Below are 18114 nucleotides of genomic sequence, written 5' to 3' on the forward strand. Positions count from 1 at the left end.
ATGAGCGGAATCCTTGAGGGCAAGCGGATCCTCGTCACCGGTGTGCTGATGGAGTCCTCCATCGCGTTCCACACGGCCCGGCTGGCCCAGGAGCAGGGCGCGGAGATCATCCTCACCGCCTTCCCGCGGCCGAGCCTCACCGAGCGCATCGCCAAGAAGCTGCCCCACCCGGTGAAGGTCCTCGAACTGGACGTCTCCAGCGAGGAGCAGCTGGCCGGCATCGCCGACCAGGTCCGCGAGCACCTGCCGAGCCTGGACGGCATCGTCCACTCGATCGGGTTCGCCCCGCAGGACGCCCTCGGCGGGAACTTCCTCAACACCCCGTGGGAGTCCGTGGCGACCGCCATGCAGGTCTCGGCGTTCTCGCTGAAGTCGCTGACCATGGCGCTGCTGCCGCTGATGCAGGACGGCGGCTCGGTCGTCGGTCTGACCTTCGACGCCCAGTTCGCCTGGCCGAAGTACGACTGGATGGGCCCGGCCAAGGCCGCGCTGGAGGCCACCTCCCGCTACCTGGCCCGTGACCTCGGCCCGCGCGACATCCGCGTCAACCTGGTCTCGGCCGGTCCGATCGGCTCGATGGCCGCCAAGTCCATCCCGGGCTTCGGCGACCTGGCCGCCACCTGGGACAACCGCTCGCCGCTGAAGTGGGACGTGAGCGACCCGGAGCCGGCCGGCCGCGGCGTCGTCGCCCTGCTCTCGGACTGGTTCCCGAAGACCACCGGCGAGATCGTCCACGTGGACGGCGGCCTGCACGCCATCGGCGCCTGACCACCCGCGTCCCGCGCCACCGCCCGGCTCTCCTTCCGTCGAGGAAGGGGCCGGGCGGTGTGCTGTCCGCGGCACGGCGCGACTGCGGGGCGGTCGGTTCGCTCCCGCGCCGGACGGTCGCGGCGCAGGCCCGGGAGGGGGCCGGCGCGGACCGTCCGGGTGCGTCGGGGCAGCCTCACTGCTGGACGTTCCGTCCGAGGGCGATCAGCGCGTTGGTGTTGCCGCTCGTGTGGCCGGTCCCCAGCTCGGTCGAGATCAGCTCGGTCTCGTCCTCGTTCAGGTGGTTGGCCCTGCCCCAGGCGCCGGCCATCTCCTGGCTCTCGGTCAGCGAGGCGAAGTGAGCCCGGGAGTTCGCGGTGTTGCCCGCGTCCTGGGCGTCCTTCCTGACGTCCTCCACCCAGCCGCTGATCCCCGCGTCGACGAAGGCGCCGGCGACGCCCCCGACCTCGGGGACGAACCCGGTCACGGTGCCGCTCACCGAGGAGGCGAACCCGCCGGCCTTCTCGGCCCACTCCATCCGGTCGTCCTTCTCGTCCAGGACGATGTCCGACCGGATGGCGTCGAACGCCCCGAGCGCCGTCCCGATGTTGCGTGCCGGCCCCTGCCGCTCCGCCGGTCCGGCCTGCGGATCGGGCGGGACGGCGGCCAGGGCCACGGCGGCCTCGGCCCGTTCGGCGTTGTAGAGCGTGGCGTACGCCTCCGGCTCCTCGGAGGCACCGCGCATGACCCGGACGAGGTGGTCGGCGCTGCCGCCGAGGTGGCCCTCGCCGTCCTGTTCCCACGCGCCGGTGCGGTGCGCGCCGGCGTGGTGCTGACCGAGGACCGGGTGGGTGTCGGCCACGTAGTCGGACAGGGCGTTGGCCAGCGGCACGCGAAGGTCCTCGTGGACCTCGGCGCCCCTGCCGTCCGCGTCCAGCGCGTCGACGACGCCCTGCATGACCCGTGCCTGCGCCGGGGTGTGCGGGCCTCCGCGGTGGCTGCCCCCGCCGGGGACGTCGCCGGTGGCGGCGGCCTCCAGGGCGGCGGCGAGGCCGGCCTGGTGGGTGCCCCTGTCCTGGATCGGCGGGCCGACGAGGGCGGTGGTGCAGGAGGTGGGCCAGTCGCGCTCGCGCAGCAGGTACCTGAGGCGGTCCTCGGCCCCGGGCGCCCTCGGGTCGAGGAACCGGGTGGCGGCCTCGGGGCTCCGGCCCATCAGCCCGAGCACGCCGTCCACCGGGTCGTGCACCAGGTCGGGGCGGGGGCCGTTGAACTGGTGGACCCTCCAGTGGTTGCCCCTGCGGTCGGCCGCGAGGACATCGGTGCCCAGGTCGTCGAGGAACTGCGCGCCGTACCCGGCGGAGCCGTTCCGGAGCAGGGTGACGAGAGCCTGGTAGCCGTGGACCGGCGCCGGACCGCCGCCGAGGTGGCGGTCGTCGATGTTCCTGACGCCCGCTTCCCGCAGGCCCTCGCGGAACTCCCGGTAGAACGTGGACCCGGTGTCGCGGGTGGCGCCGGCGACGGTGTCGGCCAGGTTGGCCCGCAACCCGCCGTACTCGCCCTTGAGCCTGCCGCTCCGGTCGTTGATCCGCACGTCCAGCTCGTCGGCGAGCAGCAGGGTGCCCTCGGCGCCGAGCGCGCCGAGCAGGGTCCGGCCGTACACGGGGTTGCCGGAGCCGGCCTTCATCAGGTTGTCGAGCTCGGCGAGCTCCTCCGGGCCGAGGGTCCTGCCGTCCTTGAGCTTCCGGGCGAGCGAGGCGGCACGCCTGCCGTCGGCCTCGTCCCCGCCGCCGACCGCCCGGCCGTTGAACTCGTTCACCAGGTCGCCGACCTTGGCGGCGCGCCGGAGTCCGCGGGCGGCCCGGGAGTCGGCGGCGGTCGCCTCCTCCAGGTAGGTCCTGATCTTCTGCGCCCAGGCGACGGCCGCTCGGTCACGCTCGCGCCGGTAGTCGGGCTCGTGGCGGTAGGCGGACCTGCCCCCCTCGTCGAGCGTGGTGACGTCGAACGCGACGGCGCCGGTGCCGGTCACCTTCATGCCGTCGGCCTGGGCGTCCGCGACGGTCAGCCTGAGTTTCTGCTGCGCCGACCCGAAGTCGTCGTGCGCGTCGCCGATGATCGAGGCGACGGCCTCGGCCTCGGTCTGCGCGTCGAGGGTCTGCTGCCGGGTGTGGCCGACGTGCCGGTGGGCGGTGAGCGCGGTGTAGCCGAGCCAGAGGCCCTGGTTGCCGGTGACGGAGAGCACCTCGTTCTCCAGCCGGTGCTGGACGAGCCGGTACCTGCGGGCCATCTCGGTCCAGTCGGCGGCGGCCTTGGCCATGGCGGAGAGGTCCGCCTCCACGACGTCCTCGAAGCCGAGCACGGTCAAGCCTTTCCGGTGAACGAGGTGGCGATGCCGTGCTCGACGTCCAGGTAGTTGGTGTGGGTCTGGCGCATCATCCCGGCCTCCTGGTTGAGCCGGCCGTTCAGCTGGGACACCTGCTCGTGCCACTCCCGGAGTGCTCCGCGCAACGCGGCGGCGGTGTCCCATCCGCTCAGCCCCGCCGCGGCCGCTCCGGTCGCCTCGTCGGCGGTCCTCCCGGCCGCGGTGCTGTCGCCGGCGATGCCGTCGAGCGCGGTGGCCGCCCGGTCGATCGCCGCCGTGGACACCTTCGTCGGCGTTCCGCCGCCCGGGCCCTGGCCCTGGCCCGACTTCAGGTCCGGATCCGCCATCGCTGCTCCCCGTCGTGCCCGCACCCGGGTCGCAACCCGGCCGTCTACGAAGTGTGACGGGACGTTAGCACGCCGAAACCCCCCTCCCGCCGGGTTAGCGGGCCGTTCCGGGGGCGTTCCGGCCGGGGTCCGGACCGGCCGGGTCCGTGCGGGTCAGGGCCGGCCGTCGGTGCAGGTGCCGATGGCGCGGCCGGCCTCGTGGGAGGCGCGCCGGGGGTCGCGGGCGCGGATGGCGTCGACGATCTTGTCGTGGCCGAGGTAGCGCTCGGCGATGAGCTCGGGGCCGACGTCGTGGCGCAGGTGGGCGCGGGTGACCTCGCCGAGGTCGGCGTAGACGGCGGCGAGGACGTCGTTGTGCGCGGCGGCGACGACGGCCTGGTGGAAGGCGGCGTCGGCCTGGATGAAGTCCTCGGCGTCGCCGGAGCGCCAGGCGTCCTCGCGGCGCGCCAGGGCGGCGTCGAGGAGGGCGAGGTCGCGGTCGGTGCGGCGGTCGGCGGCGAGGCCGGCGGCGGAGGTCTCCAGGGTGACGCGCAGTTCCGCGACGTGGGCCTGGTCGGCGTCGGCGAAGCGGCGGTGCATGACGCCGGCCAGTTCGCTGGTGGCGAGGACGTAGGTGCCGGAGCCCTGGCGGATGTCGAGCAACCCGTTGTGGGCGAGGGCGCGGACGGCCTCGCGGACGGTGTTCCGCGCCACACCCAGCTGCTCGACGAGGGCGGCCTCCGTGGGGATGCGGGAGCCGACGGGCCACTCGCCGGAGGTGATCTGGGCGCGCAGCTGGGCGATCACCTGGTCGGACAGCGGGGTGCGCCTCGGCGAGGACAGCGCCACGGGGGACTCCTTGGGGTCGAGTGGGTCGGGCCATCATGCCAACTCAAGGATGCGCTAATTCATCCCATCATTCTATGATGGCCGGCATGTCGTCCGCAGCAGACACCGCAGCCTCGCCCGATACCGATACCGACACTGGTGCCGGTACCGGGACCCGACCGCAGACCGAGCGGCCCGCCCCGCCCCGCCGCAGCCACCTCGGCTGGCTGTTCGCCGTCGCGATCGCCGCCGCGGCCTTCAACCTCCGCCCGGTGGTCACCAGCCTCGGGCCGCTGCTCGACCAGGTCCGGGCCGACCTCGGCATGAACCCCACCGTGGCCGGGCTGCTCACCGCCGTGCCCTCGCTCTGCTTCGCCCTCTTCGGTTTCGCCGCGCCCGGCCTCGCGCGCCGGCTCGGCCCGATCGCGGTGGTCACGGCCGGGCTCGGGGCGATCACCGCGGGCGTGCTGGCCCGTTCCTTCGCCGGTGGCACGGCCGTCTTCCTGCTGCTCACCGCGCTGGCGCTGGCCGGTGTCGCGGTCGCCAACGTGCTGATCCCGGTGGTGATCAAGCGGTACTTCCCGGAGAAGGTCGGGCCGATGATCGGCCTGTACTCGATGGCACTGTCGGCCGGCACCGCGCTCGCCGCCGCCGTCACCGTGCCGCTGACCGGCGCGCTCGGCGGGGACTGGCGGTTCGGCCTGGGTGTCTGGGCCGCGCTCGGTGCGGTCGCCCTGCTGCTCTGGCTGCCCGTCCTGCTGTCCCGGCGGCGCGAGAGCGGTGGGCAGGCCAACGGCCGGGGGGCCGGGAAGCTGCCGATCACCCGCAGCCGGACCGCGTGGGCGCTGGCCTGCTTCTTCGGCTTCCAGGCCACCGGCGCGTACGTGGTGATGGGCTGGCTGCCGAAGATCTTCCAGGACGCCGGCGTCTCCGAGGGCACGTCGGGCGTGCTGCTGGCGCTGACCATGGTGATCGGCGTGCCGGTCTCCTTCGTCCTGCCCAACCTGGCCGCCCGCCGGGGCGACCAGCGGCTCTTCGTGGTGGTCCTGGCCTCCTGCGGCATCGCCGGGTACTCCGGGCTCGCACTGGCCCCGTCCACCGCGCCGTGGGCGTGGGCGATCCTGGTGGGCCTCTCCAACTGCGCGTTCCCGCTGGTGCTGACCATGATCGGCCTGCGCGCCCGGACGGCCGGCGGCGTGGCCCAGCTCTCGGCCTTCGCCCAGGGCGTCGGCTACCTGATCTCGATCCCGGGGCCGATCCTGATCGGCCGCCTCTACGAGGCCACCGGCGAGTGGTACCTGCCGCTGGGCTTCCTGGCGGTGCTGCTGGTGCCGCAGATGCTGTTCGGCCTGCGGGCGGCGCGGGCCCGGTACATCGAGGACGAGGCGGTCCTGCCGGTGGCGGCGGCGGGGGCCTGAGGCCGCGCCGCGCGGCCGGGACGGGACGGGCGCGGGCCCCGGTCCGATCCCGGTCCGGCCCCGTCACCGGCCCGGGGCCGGTGACGGGCGGGGACGACCGGGGTGGGAGAATCCGGTCATGCCCGTACTCGACCCGAACCCCACCGACGGCCACAAGAAGCTGGGCCAGCTCGCCGCCGCGATCGGCGGCATCGTCGTGCTCCTGGTGATCGTGGCGATCATCGCCCGGAACCTGGGCTGAACCCCGCACCCACGTCCGGGTGAACACGCAGGACGGCGCTCCCACTCCGGAGAGTGGTGGCATCGGGCAGCACCGCGCTCCCGGGCGGCTTTTCTGCCAAGCTTGCTGGGTATGAGCGCCGACACGCCCCGCAGGATCATCGTTCTCCGCCACGCCAAGGCCGACTGGCCGAACGGCGTCGACGACCACGAGCGGCCGCTGGCCGATCGGGGCCGACACCAGGCACCGGAGGCCGGACGCTGGCTCGCCGACTCCGCCCTCAACCCCGACTACGTGCTCTGCTCCACCGCCCTGCGCACCCGTGAGACGTGGAAGCTCGCCGCCCACGAGCTGCCCAAGCGCTCCCGCAAGACGGTGTACGAGGACCGGGTGTACGAGGCCAGCCCCGGCGAGATCATCGCCGTCCTCCAGGAGACCCCGGACGACCACGCCGACCTCGTCCTGGTCGGCCACAACCCGGGTGTGCTCGGCCTGACCCAGGTCCTGGCCGGCGACGAGGGGGACCGCGAAGCGCTGGAGCGGCTGCGGCTCGGGGGCTTCCCCACCGCGGGCGTCGCGGTGCTCAGCTTCAGCGGCTCGTGGAAGAACGTCGAGCCGGGCGTCGCCGCACTGGTCTCGTACTTCACGCCGCAGGAGTGAGCCGGGACGCCGGTGCGGACGCGCGGCGGACACGCGGCGGACGCGCACGGCGGACGAACAGCTGATGCGTCGCTGACGTACGGCCGACGCACAAGGGGGCGCGCGGATCTGGTCCGCGCGCCCCTCGTCGTCTTCCGTACCGGGTACGGGCTACTCGGCCGGCTGGCCGTCCAGCACGTCGGCCGCCTCGACCTCCTCGCGGGTGATCCCGAGCAGGTACAGCACGGTGTCCAGGAACGGCACGTTCACCGCGGTGTCCGCGGCCTCCCGCACCACCGGCTTGGCGTTGAACGCCACGCCCAGCCCGGCCGCGTTCAGCATGTCCAGGTCGTTGGCGCCGTCGCCGATCGCCACCGTCTGCTCCAGCGGCACCTTGGCCTGCTCGGCGAACCGGGCCAGCCAGCGCGCCTTGCCCGCCCGGTCGACGATGTCGCCCACCACCCGGCCGGTGAACTTGCCGTCCTTCTCCTCCAGGGTGTTGGCCGCCGCGTAGTCCAGCCCCAGCTGCTCCACCAGGTGGTCGGTGACCTGGGTGAACCCGCCGGAGACCACCGCGACCTGGTAGCCCAGCCGCTGAAGCGTCCGGATCAGCGTGCGCGCCCCCGGCGTGAACCGGACCTCCGCGCGCACCTTCTCCGTCACCCCGGCGTCCAGGCCGGCCAGGAGCGCCACGCGGGCGCGCAGCGACTCCGCGAAGTCCAGCTCGCCGCGCATCGCCGCCGCGGTCACCTCGGCGACCTCCTGCTCGCAGCCCGCGTGGGCGGCGAACAGCTCGATCACCTCGTCCTGGATCAGGGTCGAGTCGACGTCCATGACCACCAGCCGCTTGGCCCGCCGCTCCAGCCCGGACGCCACCACCGCGACGTCCACCCGCTGGGTGGCCGCCTCCTGCGCCAGCTCGGCGCGCAGCCGGTCGGTGGCCACGCCCGAGACGGTCAGCTCGACGGCGGTCACCGGGTACTTGGCGAGCCGGAAGACACGGTCGATGTTGCCGTCGGCGGCGGTGATCCGGGAGGTGAGCGCGGCGACGGCGGAGGCGGTCAGCGGGTGGCCGAGGACGGTGACGTGCGAGCGGCCCTCGCGGCGCGGCCGGTTGTCGCCGATGCCGGACAGGATCTCGGCCTGGAGCTTCTGCTCCTCGGCCCAGCGGTGCACGACGGACCGCAGCCCGCCCTCGGCGCCGGGTGCGCCGGGAGGAGTGACCAGGGCGCAGAGCGTTATCCGGCCACGGGTCACCACCTGCTCGATGTCGATGACGTCGACGCCGAACCCGGCCAGGGTGGCGAAGAGACCGGCGGTGATGCCGGGGCGGTCCTTGCCGAACACCTTGACGAGCAGGGTGCGCTCGTCCTCGGTCCGGGGCTGCGGGGCGGGGAACGGCTCTGCGGCCAAGGGCGATGCGTTCATGGTGCCTCCCACGCTACCCGCCGCCCGACGGGGCCACGGCACCCGTCCGCGTCGTGGACGCACCGGGACGCACCGGGCGACGCCGGGCGCGCGCCCGTGGACATGCGGTGGACGTGCCGCGTGCGCGCCGCGTGCGCGCCGTGGACGCACGGTTCGGGGGCCGTCCGCGAATCGTTGCCGCCTGGTCACAGTCACCGGGGGTGACTTTCACGGACGACCGGGGGGCTGGAATGATTCCCCCGTCAGATTGACGATCATTTCGCCCCGGGACGGGGCGCACCATCGGGGGAACCGAGAGAGCGGGGCAGGCGAGCAGTGCCGCAACTCGTCATCGAGATCAACGGACAGCAGCGGACTCTGGAGCCCGGGCGGTCCTACACCATCGGTCGCAACCCGCAGTCGGACTTCCCGTTCGACGACGCGCGGGTGTCGTGGCACCACGCCACCATCTCCTTCAACGGGGCCGGCTGGCAGCTGGACGACCACGGGAGCACCAACGGGACCTACACCGCCGGCGCCCGCACCATGCAGGCCCAGCTCTTCCCGGGAGCCGTGGTCAACCTCGGCAACGCCGAGAACGGCCCCCGGCTCTCCTTCTCCGCGCCGGCGCAGGCCGCCGCCCAGGCCCCGGCCTGGCACGAGGCCGCCACCAGCCGCAGCGCCGCACCGGAGGCCCACGCCGCCCAGCAGCAGGCGCAGCAGCCGTGGGCCCAGCAGCCCCCGGCGGCCCAGCAGCCGTACCCGCAGCAGGCTCAGCAGGCCCAGCCCCAGTGGCCGGGTCAGCAGCAGCCGTTCCCGCAGCAGCAGGCGCAGCAGCCGTACCCGCCGCAGCAGGGCTTCCCGCACCAGCAGGGGTTCCCGCAGCAGGGCGCCGCGCCGCACGAGGGCCCCGGCGGCCCGCAGCCGACGGTCATCCGCAACCTGACCGCCGGCATGAACACCATCCGGATCGGCCGCGCGCTCGACAACGACATCGTCGTCTCCGACCTCCAGGTCTCCCGCCACCACGCCGAACTGCGCCAGCTGCCCGACGGTCGGTACGAGATCGTCGACCTCGGCAGCCACAACGGCATCTTCCTCAACGGCCAGCGGGTCGAGCGCCAGCTCATCGGCCCGCAGGACCGCCTGACCGTCGGCCACTCCAGCTTCGTCCTGGTCGGGGACCAGCTCCAGGAGTTCGTCGACACCGGCGCGGTCTCCTTCTCCGCCCGCCACCTGACCGTCGAGGTCGACTTCAAGGGCGGCAAGAAGGTCCTGCTCAACGACGTCAGCTTCGGCGTCCCGGAGAAGTCCCTGGTCGCCGTCATCGGCCCGTCCGGCTCCGGCAAGTCGACCCTGCTGCGCGCCCTCACCGGCTACCGCCCGGCCGACCGCGGCGACGTCCTCTACGACGGCCGCAACCTCTACAAGCAGTTCGCCGAGCTGCGTTCGCGCATCGGCCTGGTGCCGCAGTCGGAGATCCTGCACAAGGAACTGACCGTCCGCAACGGCCTCAAGTACGCGGCCCGGCTGCGCTTCCCCGGTGACACCGAGGCGCGCGAGCGCGAGGCGCGGATCGACGAGGTGCTCTACGAGCTGCGCCTGGACAAGCGCGCGGACAACCGGATCACGGCGCTCTCCGGCGGTCAGCAGAAGCGCGTCTCGGTCGCCCTGGAGCTGCTCACCAAGCCGTCGCTGATCTTCCTGGACGAGCCCACCTCGGGCCTCGACCCGGGCATGGACCGCGAGGTCATGCAGATGCTGCGCGGCCTCGCCGACGACGGCCGCACCATCCTGGTCGTCACCCACTCGGTGGCCGAACTCGCGCTCTGCGACCGGCTGCTGGTGATGGCACCGGGTGGTTCGGTGGCCTACTTCGGCCCGCCGGACGAGGCGCTGCACTTCTTCGGGTACGAGACCTGGGCCGACGTCTTCCAGGCCTTCGAGAACTACCCGGACCACGACTGGGCCGGCCGCTACCGCGGTTCGGTGCACTACCAGCAGTACTCGGCCGACGTGGAATCCGGTGCCGTGCAGTCCGCCCAGATCGTGCAGGAGGCGGTCCGCCCGCCGAAGCCGCAGAGCTGGGGCTCGCAGCTGTGGACGCTGATCCGCCGCTACGCCTCGGTGCTCGCCTCCGACCGCGGCTTCCTGGCCCTGTCGGTGCTGCTGCCCGCGGTGCTCGGCGCGGTCAGCGTGCTGATCCCGAACGAACCCGGCCTCGCCCCGAACCCGAAGTCGCAGCTCGGCCTCAACAGCGGCGCGGCGACGATCATGCTGATCCTGGCGATCGGGGCGTGCTTCTCCGGGGCGGCCAACTCGGTCCGCGAGCTGATCAAGGAACGGGCGATCTACGAACGGGAACGGGCCACCGGGCTCTCCCGCTCGGCGTACATGATGTCCAAGATCATCGTGCTGGGGTTCTTCAGCGTGATCCAGGGCGCGATCATCTCCGCCGTCGGCTTCCTGCCGCGCAAGCTGCCCGCGCACGGCCTGGTCTTCAAGGACCTGCCCATCATCGAGATGAGCTTCGGCCTCATCCTGCTGAGCTTCGCCTCGATGATGTTCGGCCTGGCGATCTCGGCCCTGGTCAAGACCGCCGAGAAGACCATGCCGCTGCTGGTCATGTTCGCGATCATCCAGGTCGTCTTCACCGGCTGCCTCTTCCAGATCTTCTCCAAGCCCGGCCTGGAGCAGTTCGCCTGGCTGATGCCCGCCCGCTGGGGCACCGGCATGGTCGCCACCACGCTCGACCTCTCGCACCTGCTCGGCCCCTGGAACAAGGACTTCCAGAACCCCGAGTACGACGCGCTCTGGGGCCACAACTCGGGCCAGTTCTGGTTCGACGCCGGCGTGCTGATCGCGATGTCGGTCGTCATCGGCGTCATCGTGACCCGCCTCCAGCGCCGGCACGAGCCCGAGGTCATGCAGAAGGGCTGACCCCTTCACGTTCCGCCGAGGGGCGGCCCACCCGACCGGGGTGGGCCGCCCCTCGGCGTTCCCGGGCCGTTTCAGGGCAGTGCCCGGGCACGACCGCGCCGTGCGACCTAGGTCTCCGGACCCGGGCCCCGCCCTGCCGGGGACCGACGCGACCGCCGCGCGGGCGGCGGTAGGTTGGCCGTATGCCCCCCGTGCCCAGCAACCACCGGCACGCCGGCCTGCTGCCCGTCGACCGCATCCCGGTCGGCCCGCCGCCGGACGGCTCCCTGCCCGCCTGTGAACCGTGCCTCGCCGGCATCGAGGCCGTCAGCCAGGCCCTCCTCGGGATGAGCCGCCACCTGGAGGTCCGCGAGGTCCTGCGCCGGATCACCGCCTCCGCCCGTCGCCTGCTCGGCGCCGAGTACGCGGCCCTCGGCGTCCCCGACGACCACGGCGGCTTCGCCCAGTTCGTCGTCGACGGCGTCACCGACGAGCAGTGGAAGGCCATCGGCCCGCTGCCCCGCCAGCACGGCGTCCTCGCCGCGATGCTCCACGAGAGCGGCCCGGTCCGGCTCGCCGACGTCCGGCAGGCCCCCTCCTTCGGCGGCTGGCCCTCCGCCCACCCCGAGCTCGGCGCCTTCCTCGGCATGCCCATCGTCGACACCGACCACGCCGACGACGAACCCGAGGTCCTCGGCGTCATCTACCTCGCCAACAAGCAGGGCGGCGGCGGCTTCACCGACCACGACGAGGAACTCCTGCGGATACTCGCCGCCCACGCGGCCCTCGCCCTCTACAACGCCCGCCTGTACGAGCGCAGCCGCGAGCTCACCCTCGCCGGCGAACGCGCCCGGATCGCCCACGACCTGCACGACGCCGTCTCGCAGAAGCTGTTCTCGCTGCGCCTCACCGCCAAGGCCGCCGCCAAGCTCGTCGACCGCGACCCCGTCCGCGCCCGCGCCGAACTCGCCGAGGTCGGCCGGCTCGCCGCGGAGGCCGCCGACGAACTGCGCGCCGTCGTCGTCGAGCTGCGCCCCGCGGCCCTGGAGGAGGACGGCCTCAGCGCCACCCTCGCCTCCCAGGTACAGGTCCTCGACCGCGCCCACGGCGCCGACATCGCCTTCGCCGCCGACGGCGTGCGCGCCCTGCCGGCGGCCCAGGAGGCGGCCATGCTGCGGGTCGCCCAGGAGGCCCTGCACAACGCGCTGCGCCACTCCGAGGCCCGCCGCGTCACCGTCACCCTGGCCGGCACGCCCGGTCGCGGCGCCGTGCTGCGGGTCAGCGACAACGGCCGGGGCTTCGACCCCGACTCCGTGCGCCGGGCCGGCCGTCACCTCGGCCTGGCCTCGATGCGCGACCGCGCCGCCGCCGTCGGCGGCCGGCTCACCCTGGACTCGGCCCCCGGCAGGGGAACGGTCGTCGAGATGGAGGTCCCCGGTGCCTGACACCGTGTCCGCGATCCGGGTCCTGCTGGTCGACGACCACCAGGTGGTCCGCCGGGGCCTGCGCACCTTCCTGGAGGTGCAGGACGACATCGAGGTGGTCGGCGAGGCCGCCGACGGCGCGGAGGGCGTCGACCGGGCCCGCGCGCTCGACCCGGACGTCGTGCTGATGGACCTCAAGATGCCGGGCGTGGACGGCATCGAGGCGCTGCGCACGCTCAAGGAGGAGGGCAGCCGGGCCCGGATCCTGATCGTCACCAGCTTCACCGAGCACCGCACGATGGTTCCCGCCCTGCGGGCCGGCGCCGCCGGGTACGTCTACAAGGACGTCGACCCGGAGGCGCTGGCCGGTGCGATCCGCTCGGTCCACGCGGGCCACGTGCTGCTCCAGCCGGAGCTGGCCGAGGCCCTGCTCGCCGACGACGGCCCGCGTGCCCCGCAGGGCCGCGGCGGCACCCTCACCGAGCGCGAGCGCGAGGTGCTCGGGCACATCGCGGACGGCCGCTCCAACCGGGAGATCGCGCGCAGCCTGCACCTGTCCGAGAAGACGGTGAAGACGCACGTCTCCAACATCCTGATGAAGCTGGACCTCGCCGACCGCACCCAGGCCGCGCTCTGGGCCGTCCGGCACGGTGAGTCCCGGCCGTAGACCCGCGGGCCGAAGCCCGGGCCGGCCGACCGACCCGACCGACCGATCCGACCGATTCCGGCCGATCTCGGCGGGGTCGGCCCCGGGGCCGCACCGCTCCTAGGCGCGCTCGTCCACCAGCGCGTTGTACGCCGCCACCTGCGCACGGCGGGCGGTCCGCCAGAGCGGCGCCAGTACCGCCTGCCGGGCCGCGATCTCGGAGGCGCTGACCGCCGCGCCGTGGCTGCCGGAGGCGATCGACAACAACGCCGCGACCTGGCGCGCGGACTCCAGCACCCGGACGGCGCGCGGCGGGTAACCCGGTGCGAGCAGCTCGGCGTGCCCGCGCCGGCGGTACGCCTCCAGCGCCCGCAGCGCCTCCGGCCCCGCTCCGGCCACGTCCAGCCGGGTCAGCAGCAGCGTCGCCTGGCGCAGCCCGTCGGTCAGCTCGAACTCGGCCTCGTGCAGCGACGGCACGTCGGCCGGCGGGGCGTCGTTCACGTCGAGGCAGCGCCAGAGCACGGTCGCCGAGCGGTCCCCGGGCGGGCCGAACACCTCGACCTCGGGCACCAGCCCCAGCGGCACCCCGACGGCCAGCACCGCCTCGCCGGCGGCCAGCGCGCTCGCGTTGAACGGGGCCGGTCCGGTCAGGCCCAGCGGGTGCCCGGCCGACGGCAGCGCCAGCCGCAGCCCCTTCACACCGAGGACGCGCAGCCGGCCCAGGGCCCAGGTGAGCCCGTGCCGCTCGCCCGGGCCGTCCCCGGGCAGACCGGCCACCCGGTGGCTCTCGTCGTCCCCCAGGACCGCTGCGGCGGCGTTGTCGGGCGGCACCAGACCGGCCAGCAGGGCGTTGCCCCAGGCGGCCAGCCGTCCCGAACGGGGCTCTTCGTACGGATTGTCGGCAGGAGTCGCGAGCATCCGGCCAGCCTACGGAATCGGCGGTCATCCGCGTGGCGTAGGTTTGCCCATGCGCGTGCGGCGCACCCACCTCCGTGCCCACCGGCCGCCGGAGTAGGCTGCCCGCCCGCACCGACGGCCGTATTTCTGTTTTGGGGAAGGCGTAGGTCATGAGCGACGTGCTGGAGCTGGTGGACGTATCCGTGGTCCGGGAGGAGCGCGCGCTGGTCGACCAGGTCTCGTGGTCCATCTCCGAGGGCGAGCGCTGGGTCATCCTCGGCCCGAACGGCGCCGGCAAGACCACCCTGTTGCAGATCGCCTCCACGTACCTCTTCCCGACCTCCGGCAAGGTCACCGTGCTCGGCGAGAAGCTCGGCGAGGTCGACGTCTTCGAGCTGCGCTCCCGGGTCGGCCTGGCCGGCGCCGCCATGTTCGACAAGCTGCCCGCCGAGCAGACCGTGCTGCAGACCGTCCTCACCGCCGCCTACGGCATGACGGTCAGCTGGCGGGAGACCTACGAGCAGTCCGACGAGTCCCGGGCGCTGGCGCTGCTCGACCGCCTCGGCATGTCCGCCCTGACCGGCCGCAAGTTCGGCACCCTCTCCGAGGGCGAGCGCAAGCGCACCCTGATCGCCCGCGCCCTGATGACCGACCCCGAGCTGCTGCTGCTGGACGAGCCCGCCGCCGGCCTCGACCTCGGCGGCCGGGAGGACCTCGTCCGCCGCCTCGGCGCCCTGGCCCAGGACGAGTTCGCGCCGGCCATGGCTATGGTCACCCACCACGTCGAGGAGATCGCCCCGGGCTTCACCCACGTGCTGATGATCCGCCAGGGCAAGGTGCTCACCGCCGGGCCGATCGACACCGAGCTGACCGCGCGCAACCTGTCCAGGTGCTTCGGCCTGCCGCTCATGCTGGAGCGGCACGGCGACCGCTGGTCCGCCCAGGGCCTGCCGCTCGGCTGACCGGCGGCGGTCGGCGGCGGTCGGCGGCGTCCGGGAAGGGCCGGCGAACGGCGGTTTCCCGGGGCCGGGCCGGGGCAGCCCCGGGGAGGCACCGGACCCACTGAACTCCACTGAACTGGAACCGGTCGCACGTGCGACCGGTTTCCGCCCCTCCACCTGCGGGAACTGACCGCCTGATAGGCCCTTCCCTCCCTAGGATGGACACGTGGACAGCTGGATCTGGTGGCTTCTGGTCGCCGTCGGCCTCGGTATACCGCTGGTGATCACGGTGATGCCGGAGTTCGCCATGTTCGCCGTCGGCGCGCTCGTCGCGGCCGGCGTGGCCGGTCTGGGCGCCGACCCGGTCTGGCAGGTACTGGCCTTCGTCGCGGCCACGGTCGCGCAGCTGGTCGTCGTCCGCCCCATCGCGTACCGGGCGCTGCGGAAGGGCCCGCAGATCAGAATGGGCATCGAGGCGCTGAAGGGCGCCACCGCGGTCGTCGCGGAAAGGGTCGACGGGGAGGGCGGACGGATCAAGCTCAACGGTGAGATCTGGTCGGCCCGCGCGCTCCACCCCGAGCAGGTCTACCAGCCGGGGCAGCAGGTCGACGTCGTCGAAATCCAGGGCGCGACCGCCCTGGTCGTCTAGGGGAGAGTCCGTGGAACCCGTCCTTATCGTCCTGGTCGTCCTGGTCGTGGTGGCCTTCATCGCGCTGATCAAGACGATTCAGGTCATCCCGCAGGCCAGCGCCGCGATCGTGGAGCGCTTCGGCCGCTACACCCGGACGCTCAACGCGGGGCTGAACATCGTCGTCCCGTTCATCGACCGCGTCCGCAACCGGATCGACCTGCGTGAGCAGGTCGTGCCGTTCCCGCCGCAGCCGGTGATCACCCAGGACAACCTGGTGGTCAACATCGACACGGTGATCTATTACCAGGTCACCGACGCCCGCGCGGCCACCTACGAGGTCGCCAGCTACATCCAGGCCATCGAGCAGCTCACCGTCACCACGCTGCGCAACATCATCGGCTCCATGGACCTGGAGTCCACCCTCACCTCGCGCGAGGTCATCAACGCCGGCCTGCGCGGGGTGCTGGACGAGGCCACCGGCAAGTGGGGCATCCGCGTCAACCGCGTCGAGCTGAAGGCGATCGAGCCGCCGACCTCCATCCAGGACTCGATGGAGAAGCAGATGCGCGCCGAGCGTGACAAGCGCGCCGCGATCCTCACCGCCGAGGGCAACCGGCAGTCCCAGATCCTGCGCGCCGAGGGTGAGAAGCAGGCCGAGGTGCTCAAGGCCGAGGGTGAGGCCCAGGCCGCGGTGCTGCGCGCCGACGGTGAGGCTGCCGCCATCCGGACCGTCTTCGAGGCGATCCACGAGGGCGACGCCGACCAGAAGCTGCTCGCCTACCAGTACCTGCAGACGCTGCCCGAGCTGGCCAAGGGCGACGCCAACAAGCTCTGGATCATCCCGAGCGAGATCGGCGACGCGCTCAAGGGCATCGGCGGCGCGTTCACCGGTGCGTCCGGCCTCGGCGGCGGTGCCAACGGCGCCGCGGTCGCCGCCCCGAGTGCCCCGGCCGCGCCGCCGGCCGCCACCCAGGTGCCGCTCGACCCGGCGGCCGGTCCGCGCCCGCTGGACACCGACACCAAGGGCTCCGCCCGGCCCCGGATCGACCCGCTCCGCGAGTACCGCAAGAGCGACCCGGAGTGATCCCCCGCCCCCCGGCCCCGGTGGCCGGGGGACCGCCCGAGGCCCGAGGGCCCGCCTCCCGTACCGCACGGGGCGGGCCCTCGGGCGCTTTCCGCGAGGGTGTGTCGAACATCCCGAATCGTGGGCGAGGCTGGATCGCCCACCCCGTGGTCCGGCATGATCGCCGCGGACGGGACAGGACCAGCGCGGGAGGTGGCTCATGACGACCTGGGAGGCGATCGCCGTCCTGGTGGCAGGTGTCGGTGCCGGAATGATCAATGTGATCGTCGGTTCGGGCACCCTGATCACCTTCCCCGTCCTGCTCGCCGTCGGGCTCCCCCCGGTCACCGCCAACGTCTCCAACTCCTTCGGTCTGGTCCCCGGCTCGCTCAGCGGCGTGATCGGCTACCGCCGGGAGCTGGCGGGCCAGGGCCGCCGGCTCGCCCGCTTCGGCACGGCCTCCCTGCTCGGCGGCGTACTCGGCGCCTACCTGCTGATCGAGCTGCCCAGCAGCGCCTTCGACGCGATCGTCCCGGTCCTGATCCTGCTCGCCCTGGTCCTGGTGATCGTCCAGCCCAGGGTGGCCAAGGCCGTCGCCGCGCGCCGCCGGCCCGACGGCGACCCGCACGGCGGCCCGCTGCTGCTCGTCGGCATCTTCCTCACCGGCATCTACGGCGGCTACTTCGGCGCCGCCCAGGGCGTCCTGCTGCTGGCCCTGATGGGGATGATGCTCCAGGATGACCTGCAGCGGATCAACGGGGTGAAGAACGCCCTGGCGATGATCGTCAACGGCGTCGCCGCCCTGTTCTTCCTCTTCACGTCGACCGTGAACTGGGCGGCCGCCGGACTGATCGCGGTCGGCTCGCTCGTCGGCGGCCTGGTCGGCGCCAAGGTCGGCCGGAAGCTGCCGCCGCAGGCCCTGCGCGCCGTGATCGTCGTCGTCGGCCTCGTGGCCGTCGTCAAACTGCTCGCGACCTAGAGCCGGGAAGGACCCCGATGGCCCTGGAGATGCGGGAGATCTGCGAGCGCTGCGAGGTGTCGCTGACGCCGGACGGCCCGGCCTCTATATGTTCCTACGAGTGCACCTTCTGTCCGGCGTGCACCGAGGCGACGGCCGCCGGCTGCCCCAACTGCGGCGGCGAACTGGTGCCCCGTCCGCGCCGGCGGAGCTGACACCCCTTTTCTCCTTCTGGTTCTGGTGATGGGAGCAGGCCGATGAGCCGAGCACGGCTGACCGAGGACGAGATCGAGGCCGGACTGGCCGGCCTGCCCGACTGGTCGCGCGACGGGGACTCCCTGGTCCGCACCGCCGAGGCGCCCGACTTCCCGGCCGGGATCCGGGCCGTGACCGCCGTCGCCGAGGCCGCCGAGGCGATGGACCACCACCCCGACATCGACATCCGCTGGCGCACGCTGCGCTTCGCCCTCTCCACCCACAGCGCCGGCGGGCTCACCGCCCTCGACCTCGCCCTCGCGGCCCGGATCGACACCATCCTGCGGACGGAGTCCGCCCGCTAGCTGTATTGATCACGAGCGTTGTTGACAGTGGTCGGGCTTGATCAAACGTAAAGACCTCCGGTGTGGTGGAGCTGTCTAGGACTGCACCGCACCGGAGGTCTTCGTGTCCCACCGTAACGCCCGCCTGACCG

Annotated in this window: 18 protein-coding genes; 13 read left to right on the forward strand and 5 right to left on the reverse strand. The window is 73.1% G+C overall.

Going from position 1 to position 18114, the window contains the following annotated elements; all coding sequences use genetic code 11:
- Positions 1-768: an enoyl-ACP reductase FabI gene (gene fabI, locus PUR56_RS17390; RefSeq protein WP_329883444.1), complete on the forward strand. Its 768-nt coding sequence runs from the start codon at positions 1-3 to the stop codon at positions 766-768.
- Positions 769-943: 175 nt separating this feature from the next.
- Here fabI and PUR56_RS17395 read toward each other — a convergent pair whose 3' ends face one another.
- From PUR56_RS17395 to PUR56_RS17405, 3 genes are all read right to left on the reverse strand, one after another.
- On the reverse strand, positions 944-3103 hold the full coding sequence (locus PUR56_RS17395; RefSeq protein ID WP_329949595.1) for a DUF6571 family protein: 2160 nt from the start codon (positions 3101-3103) through the stop codon (positions 944-946).
- 2 nt (positions 3104-3105) lie between these two features.
- Positions 3106-3453, reverse strand: coding sequence for a WXG100 family type VII secretion target (locus PUR56_RS17400; RefSeq protein WP_329883446.1), 348 nt, complete (start codon positions 3451-3453; stop codon positions 3106-3108).
- 153 nt (positions 3454-3606) lie between these two features.
- A complete protein-coding gene (locus PUR56_RS17405) occupies positions 3607-4281 on the reverse strand; it encodes a FadR/GntR family transcriptional regulator (protein WP_329883447.1) in 675 nt (224 codons plus the stop codon).
- Positions 4282-4367: 86 nt separating this feature from the next.
- Between PUR56_RS17405 and PUR56_RS17410 the strand changes: the two genes are divergently transcribed.
- The 3 genes from PUR56_RS17410 to PUR56_RS17420 all read left to right on the forward strand — a co-directional run bounded on the left by PUR56_RS17410 (position 4368) and on the right by PUR56_RS17420 (position 6558).
- On the forward strand, positions 4368-5678 hold the full coding sequence (locus PUR56_RS17410; RefSeq protein ID WP_329949596.1) for a CynX/NimT family MFS transporter: 1311 nt from the start codon (positions 4368-4370) through the stop codon (positions 5676-5678).
- 118 nt (positions 5679-5796) lie between these two features.
- Complete coding sequence (locus tag PUR56_RS17415) at positions 5797-5919, forward strand: SGM_5486 family transporter-associated protein (protein ID WP_329883449.1); 123 nt, start codon at positions 5797-5799, stop codon at positions 5917-5919.
- A 111-nt stretch (positions 5920-6030) separates the two neighbouring features.
- Complete coding sequence (locus PUR56_RS17420; RefSeq protein WP_329883450.1) at positions 6031-6558, forward strand: SixA phosphatase family protein; 528 nt, start codon at positions 6031-6033, stop codon at positions 6556-6558.
- A gap of 150 nt (positions 6559-6708) precedes the next feature.
- Here the strand turns inward: PUR56_RS17420 and serB are convergent, their stop codons facing one another.
- Positions 6709-7965 carry a phosphoserine phosphatase SerB gene (serB, locus tag PUR56_RS17425; RefSeq protein ID WP_329883451.1) on the reverse strand — a complete coding sequence of 419 codons (1257 nt, stop codon included), beginning with the start codon at positions 7963-7965 and terminating at the stop codon, positions 6709-6711.
- Positions 7966-8280: 315 nt separating this feature from the next.
- Here serB and PUR56_RS17430 point away from each other — a divergent pair, with 315 nt between their 5' ends.
- The 3 genes from PUR56_RS17430 to PUR56_RS17440 all read left to right on the forward strand — a co-directional run bounded on the left by PUR56_RS17430 (position 8281) and on the right by PUR56_RS17440 (position 12954).
- Positions 8281-10884, forward strand: coding sequence for an FHA domain-containing protein (locus PUR56_RS17430; protein WP_329949597.1), 2604 nt, complete (start codon positions 8281-8283; stop codon positions 10882-10884).
- 326 nt (positions 10885-11210) lie between these two features.
- A complete protein-coding gene (locus tag PUR56_RS17435; protein WP_329883465.1) occupies positions 11211-12308 on the forward strand; it encodes a GAF domain-containing sensor histidine kinase in 1098 nt (365 codons plus the stop codon).
- Positions 12301-12954, forward strand: coding sequence for a response regulator transcription factor (locus PUR56_RS17440; protein WP_329883453.1), 654 nt, complete (start codon positions 12301-12303; stop codon positions 12952-12954). The genes PUR56_RS17435 and PUR56_RS17440 overlap by 8 nt, the downstream gene beginning before the upstream one ends.
- Positions 12955-13053: 99 nt before the next feature.
- On the opposite strand, the gene PUR56_RS17445 is transcribed toward PUR56_RS17440, so the two are convergent.
- Complete coding sequence (locus tag PUR56_RS17445; RefSeq protein WP_329949598.1) at positions 13054-13851, reverse strand: hypothetical protein; 798 nt, start codon at positions 13849-13851, stop codon at positions 13054-13056.
- A 149-nt stretch (positions 13852-14000) separates the two neighbouring features.
- Between PUR56_RS17445 and PUR56_RS17450 the strand changes: the two genes are divergently transcribed.
- From PUR56_RS17450 to PUR56_RS17475, 6 genes are all read left to right on the forward strand, one after another.
- Positions 14001-14792: an ABC transporter ATP-binding protein gene (locus PUR56_RS17450; RefSeq protein ID WP_329883455.1), complete on the forward strand. Its 792-nt coding sequence runs from the start codon at positions 14001-14003 to the stop codon at positions 14790-14792.
- A gap of 205 nt (positions 14793-14997) precedes the next feature.
- Positions 14998-15420 (forward strand): NfeD family protein, encoded by a 423-nt coding sequence (locus PUR56_RS17455; protein WP_329883456.1) that lies wholly within the window; start codon positions 14998-15000, stop codon positions 15418-15420.
- A 10-nt stretch (positions 15421-15430) separates the two neighbouring features.
- A complete protein-coding gene (locus PUR56_RS17460) occupies positions 15431-16486 on the forward strand; it encodes an SPFH domain-containing protein (protein WP_327682004.1) in 1056 nt (351 codons plus the stop codon).
- Positions 16487-16685: 199 nt separating this feature from the next.
- Positions 16686-17444 (forward strand): sulfite exporter TauE/SafE family protein, encoded by a 759-nt coding sequence (locus PUR56_RS17465; RefSeq protein WP_329949599.1) that lies wholly within the window; start codon positions 16686-16688, stop codon positions 17442-17444.
- Between the two features lie 17 nt (positions 17445-17461).
- Positions 17462-17638: a DUF1272 domain-containing protein gene (locus PUR56_RS17470; protein WP_329949600.1), complete on the forward strand. Its 177-nt coding sequence runs from the start codon at positions 17462-17464 to the stop codon at positions 17636-17638.
- Between the two features lie 42 nt (positions 17639-17680).
- Positions 17681-17983 carry a 4a-hydroxytetrahydrobiopterin dehydratase gene (locus PUR56_RS17475; RefSeq protein WP_329883459.1) on the forward strand — a complete coding sequence of 101 codons (303 nt, stop codon included), beginning with the start codon at positions 17681-17683 and terminating at the stop codon, positions 17981-17983.
- Positions 17984-18114 lie beyond the last annotated feature (131 nt).

This window comes from Streptomyces sp. BE303 (assembly GCF_036290945.1).
In the GTDB taxonomy this organism is placed as follows: domain Bacteria; phylum Actinomycetota; class Actinomycetes; order Streptomycetales; family Streptomycetaceae; genus Kitasatospora.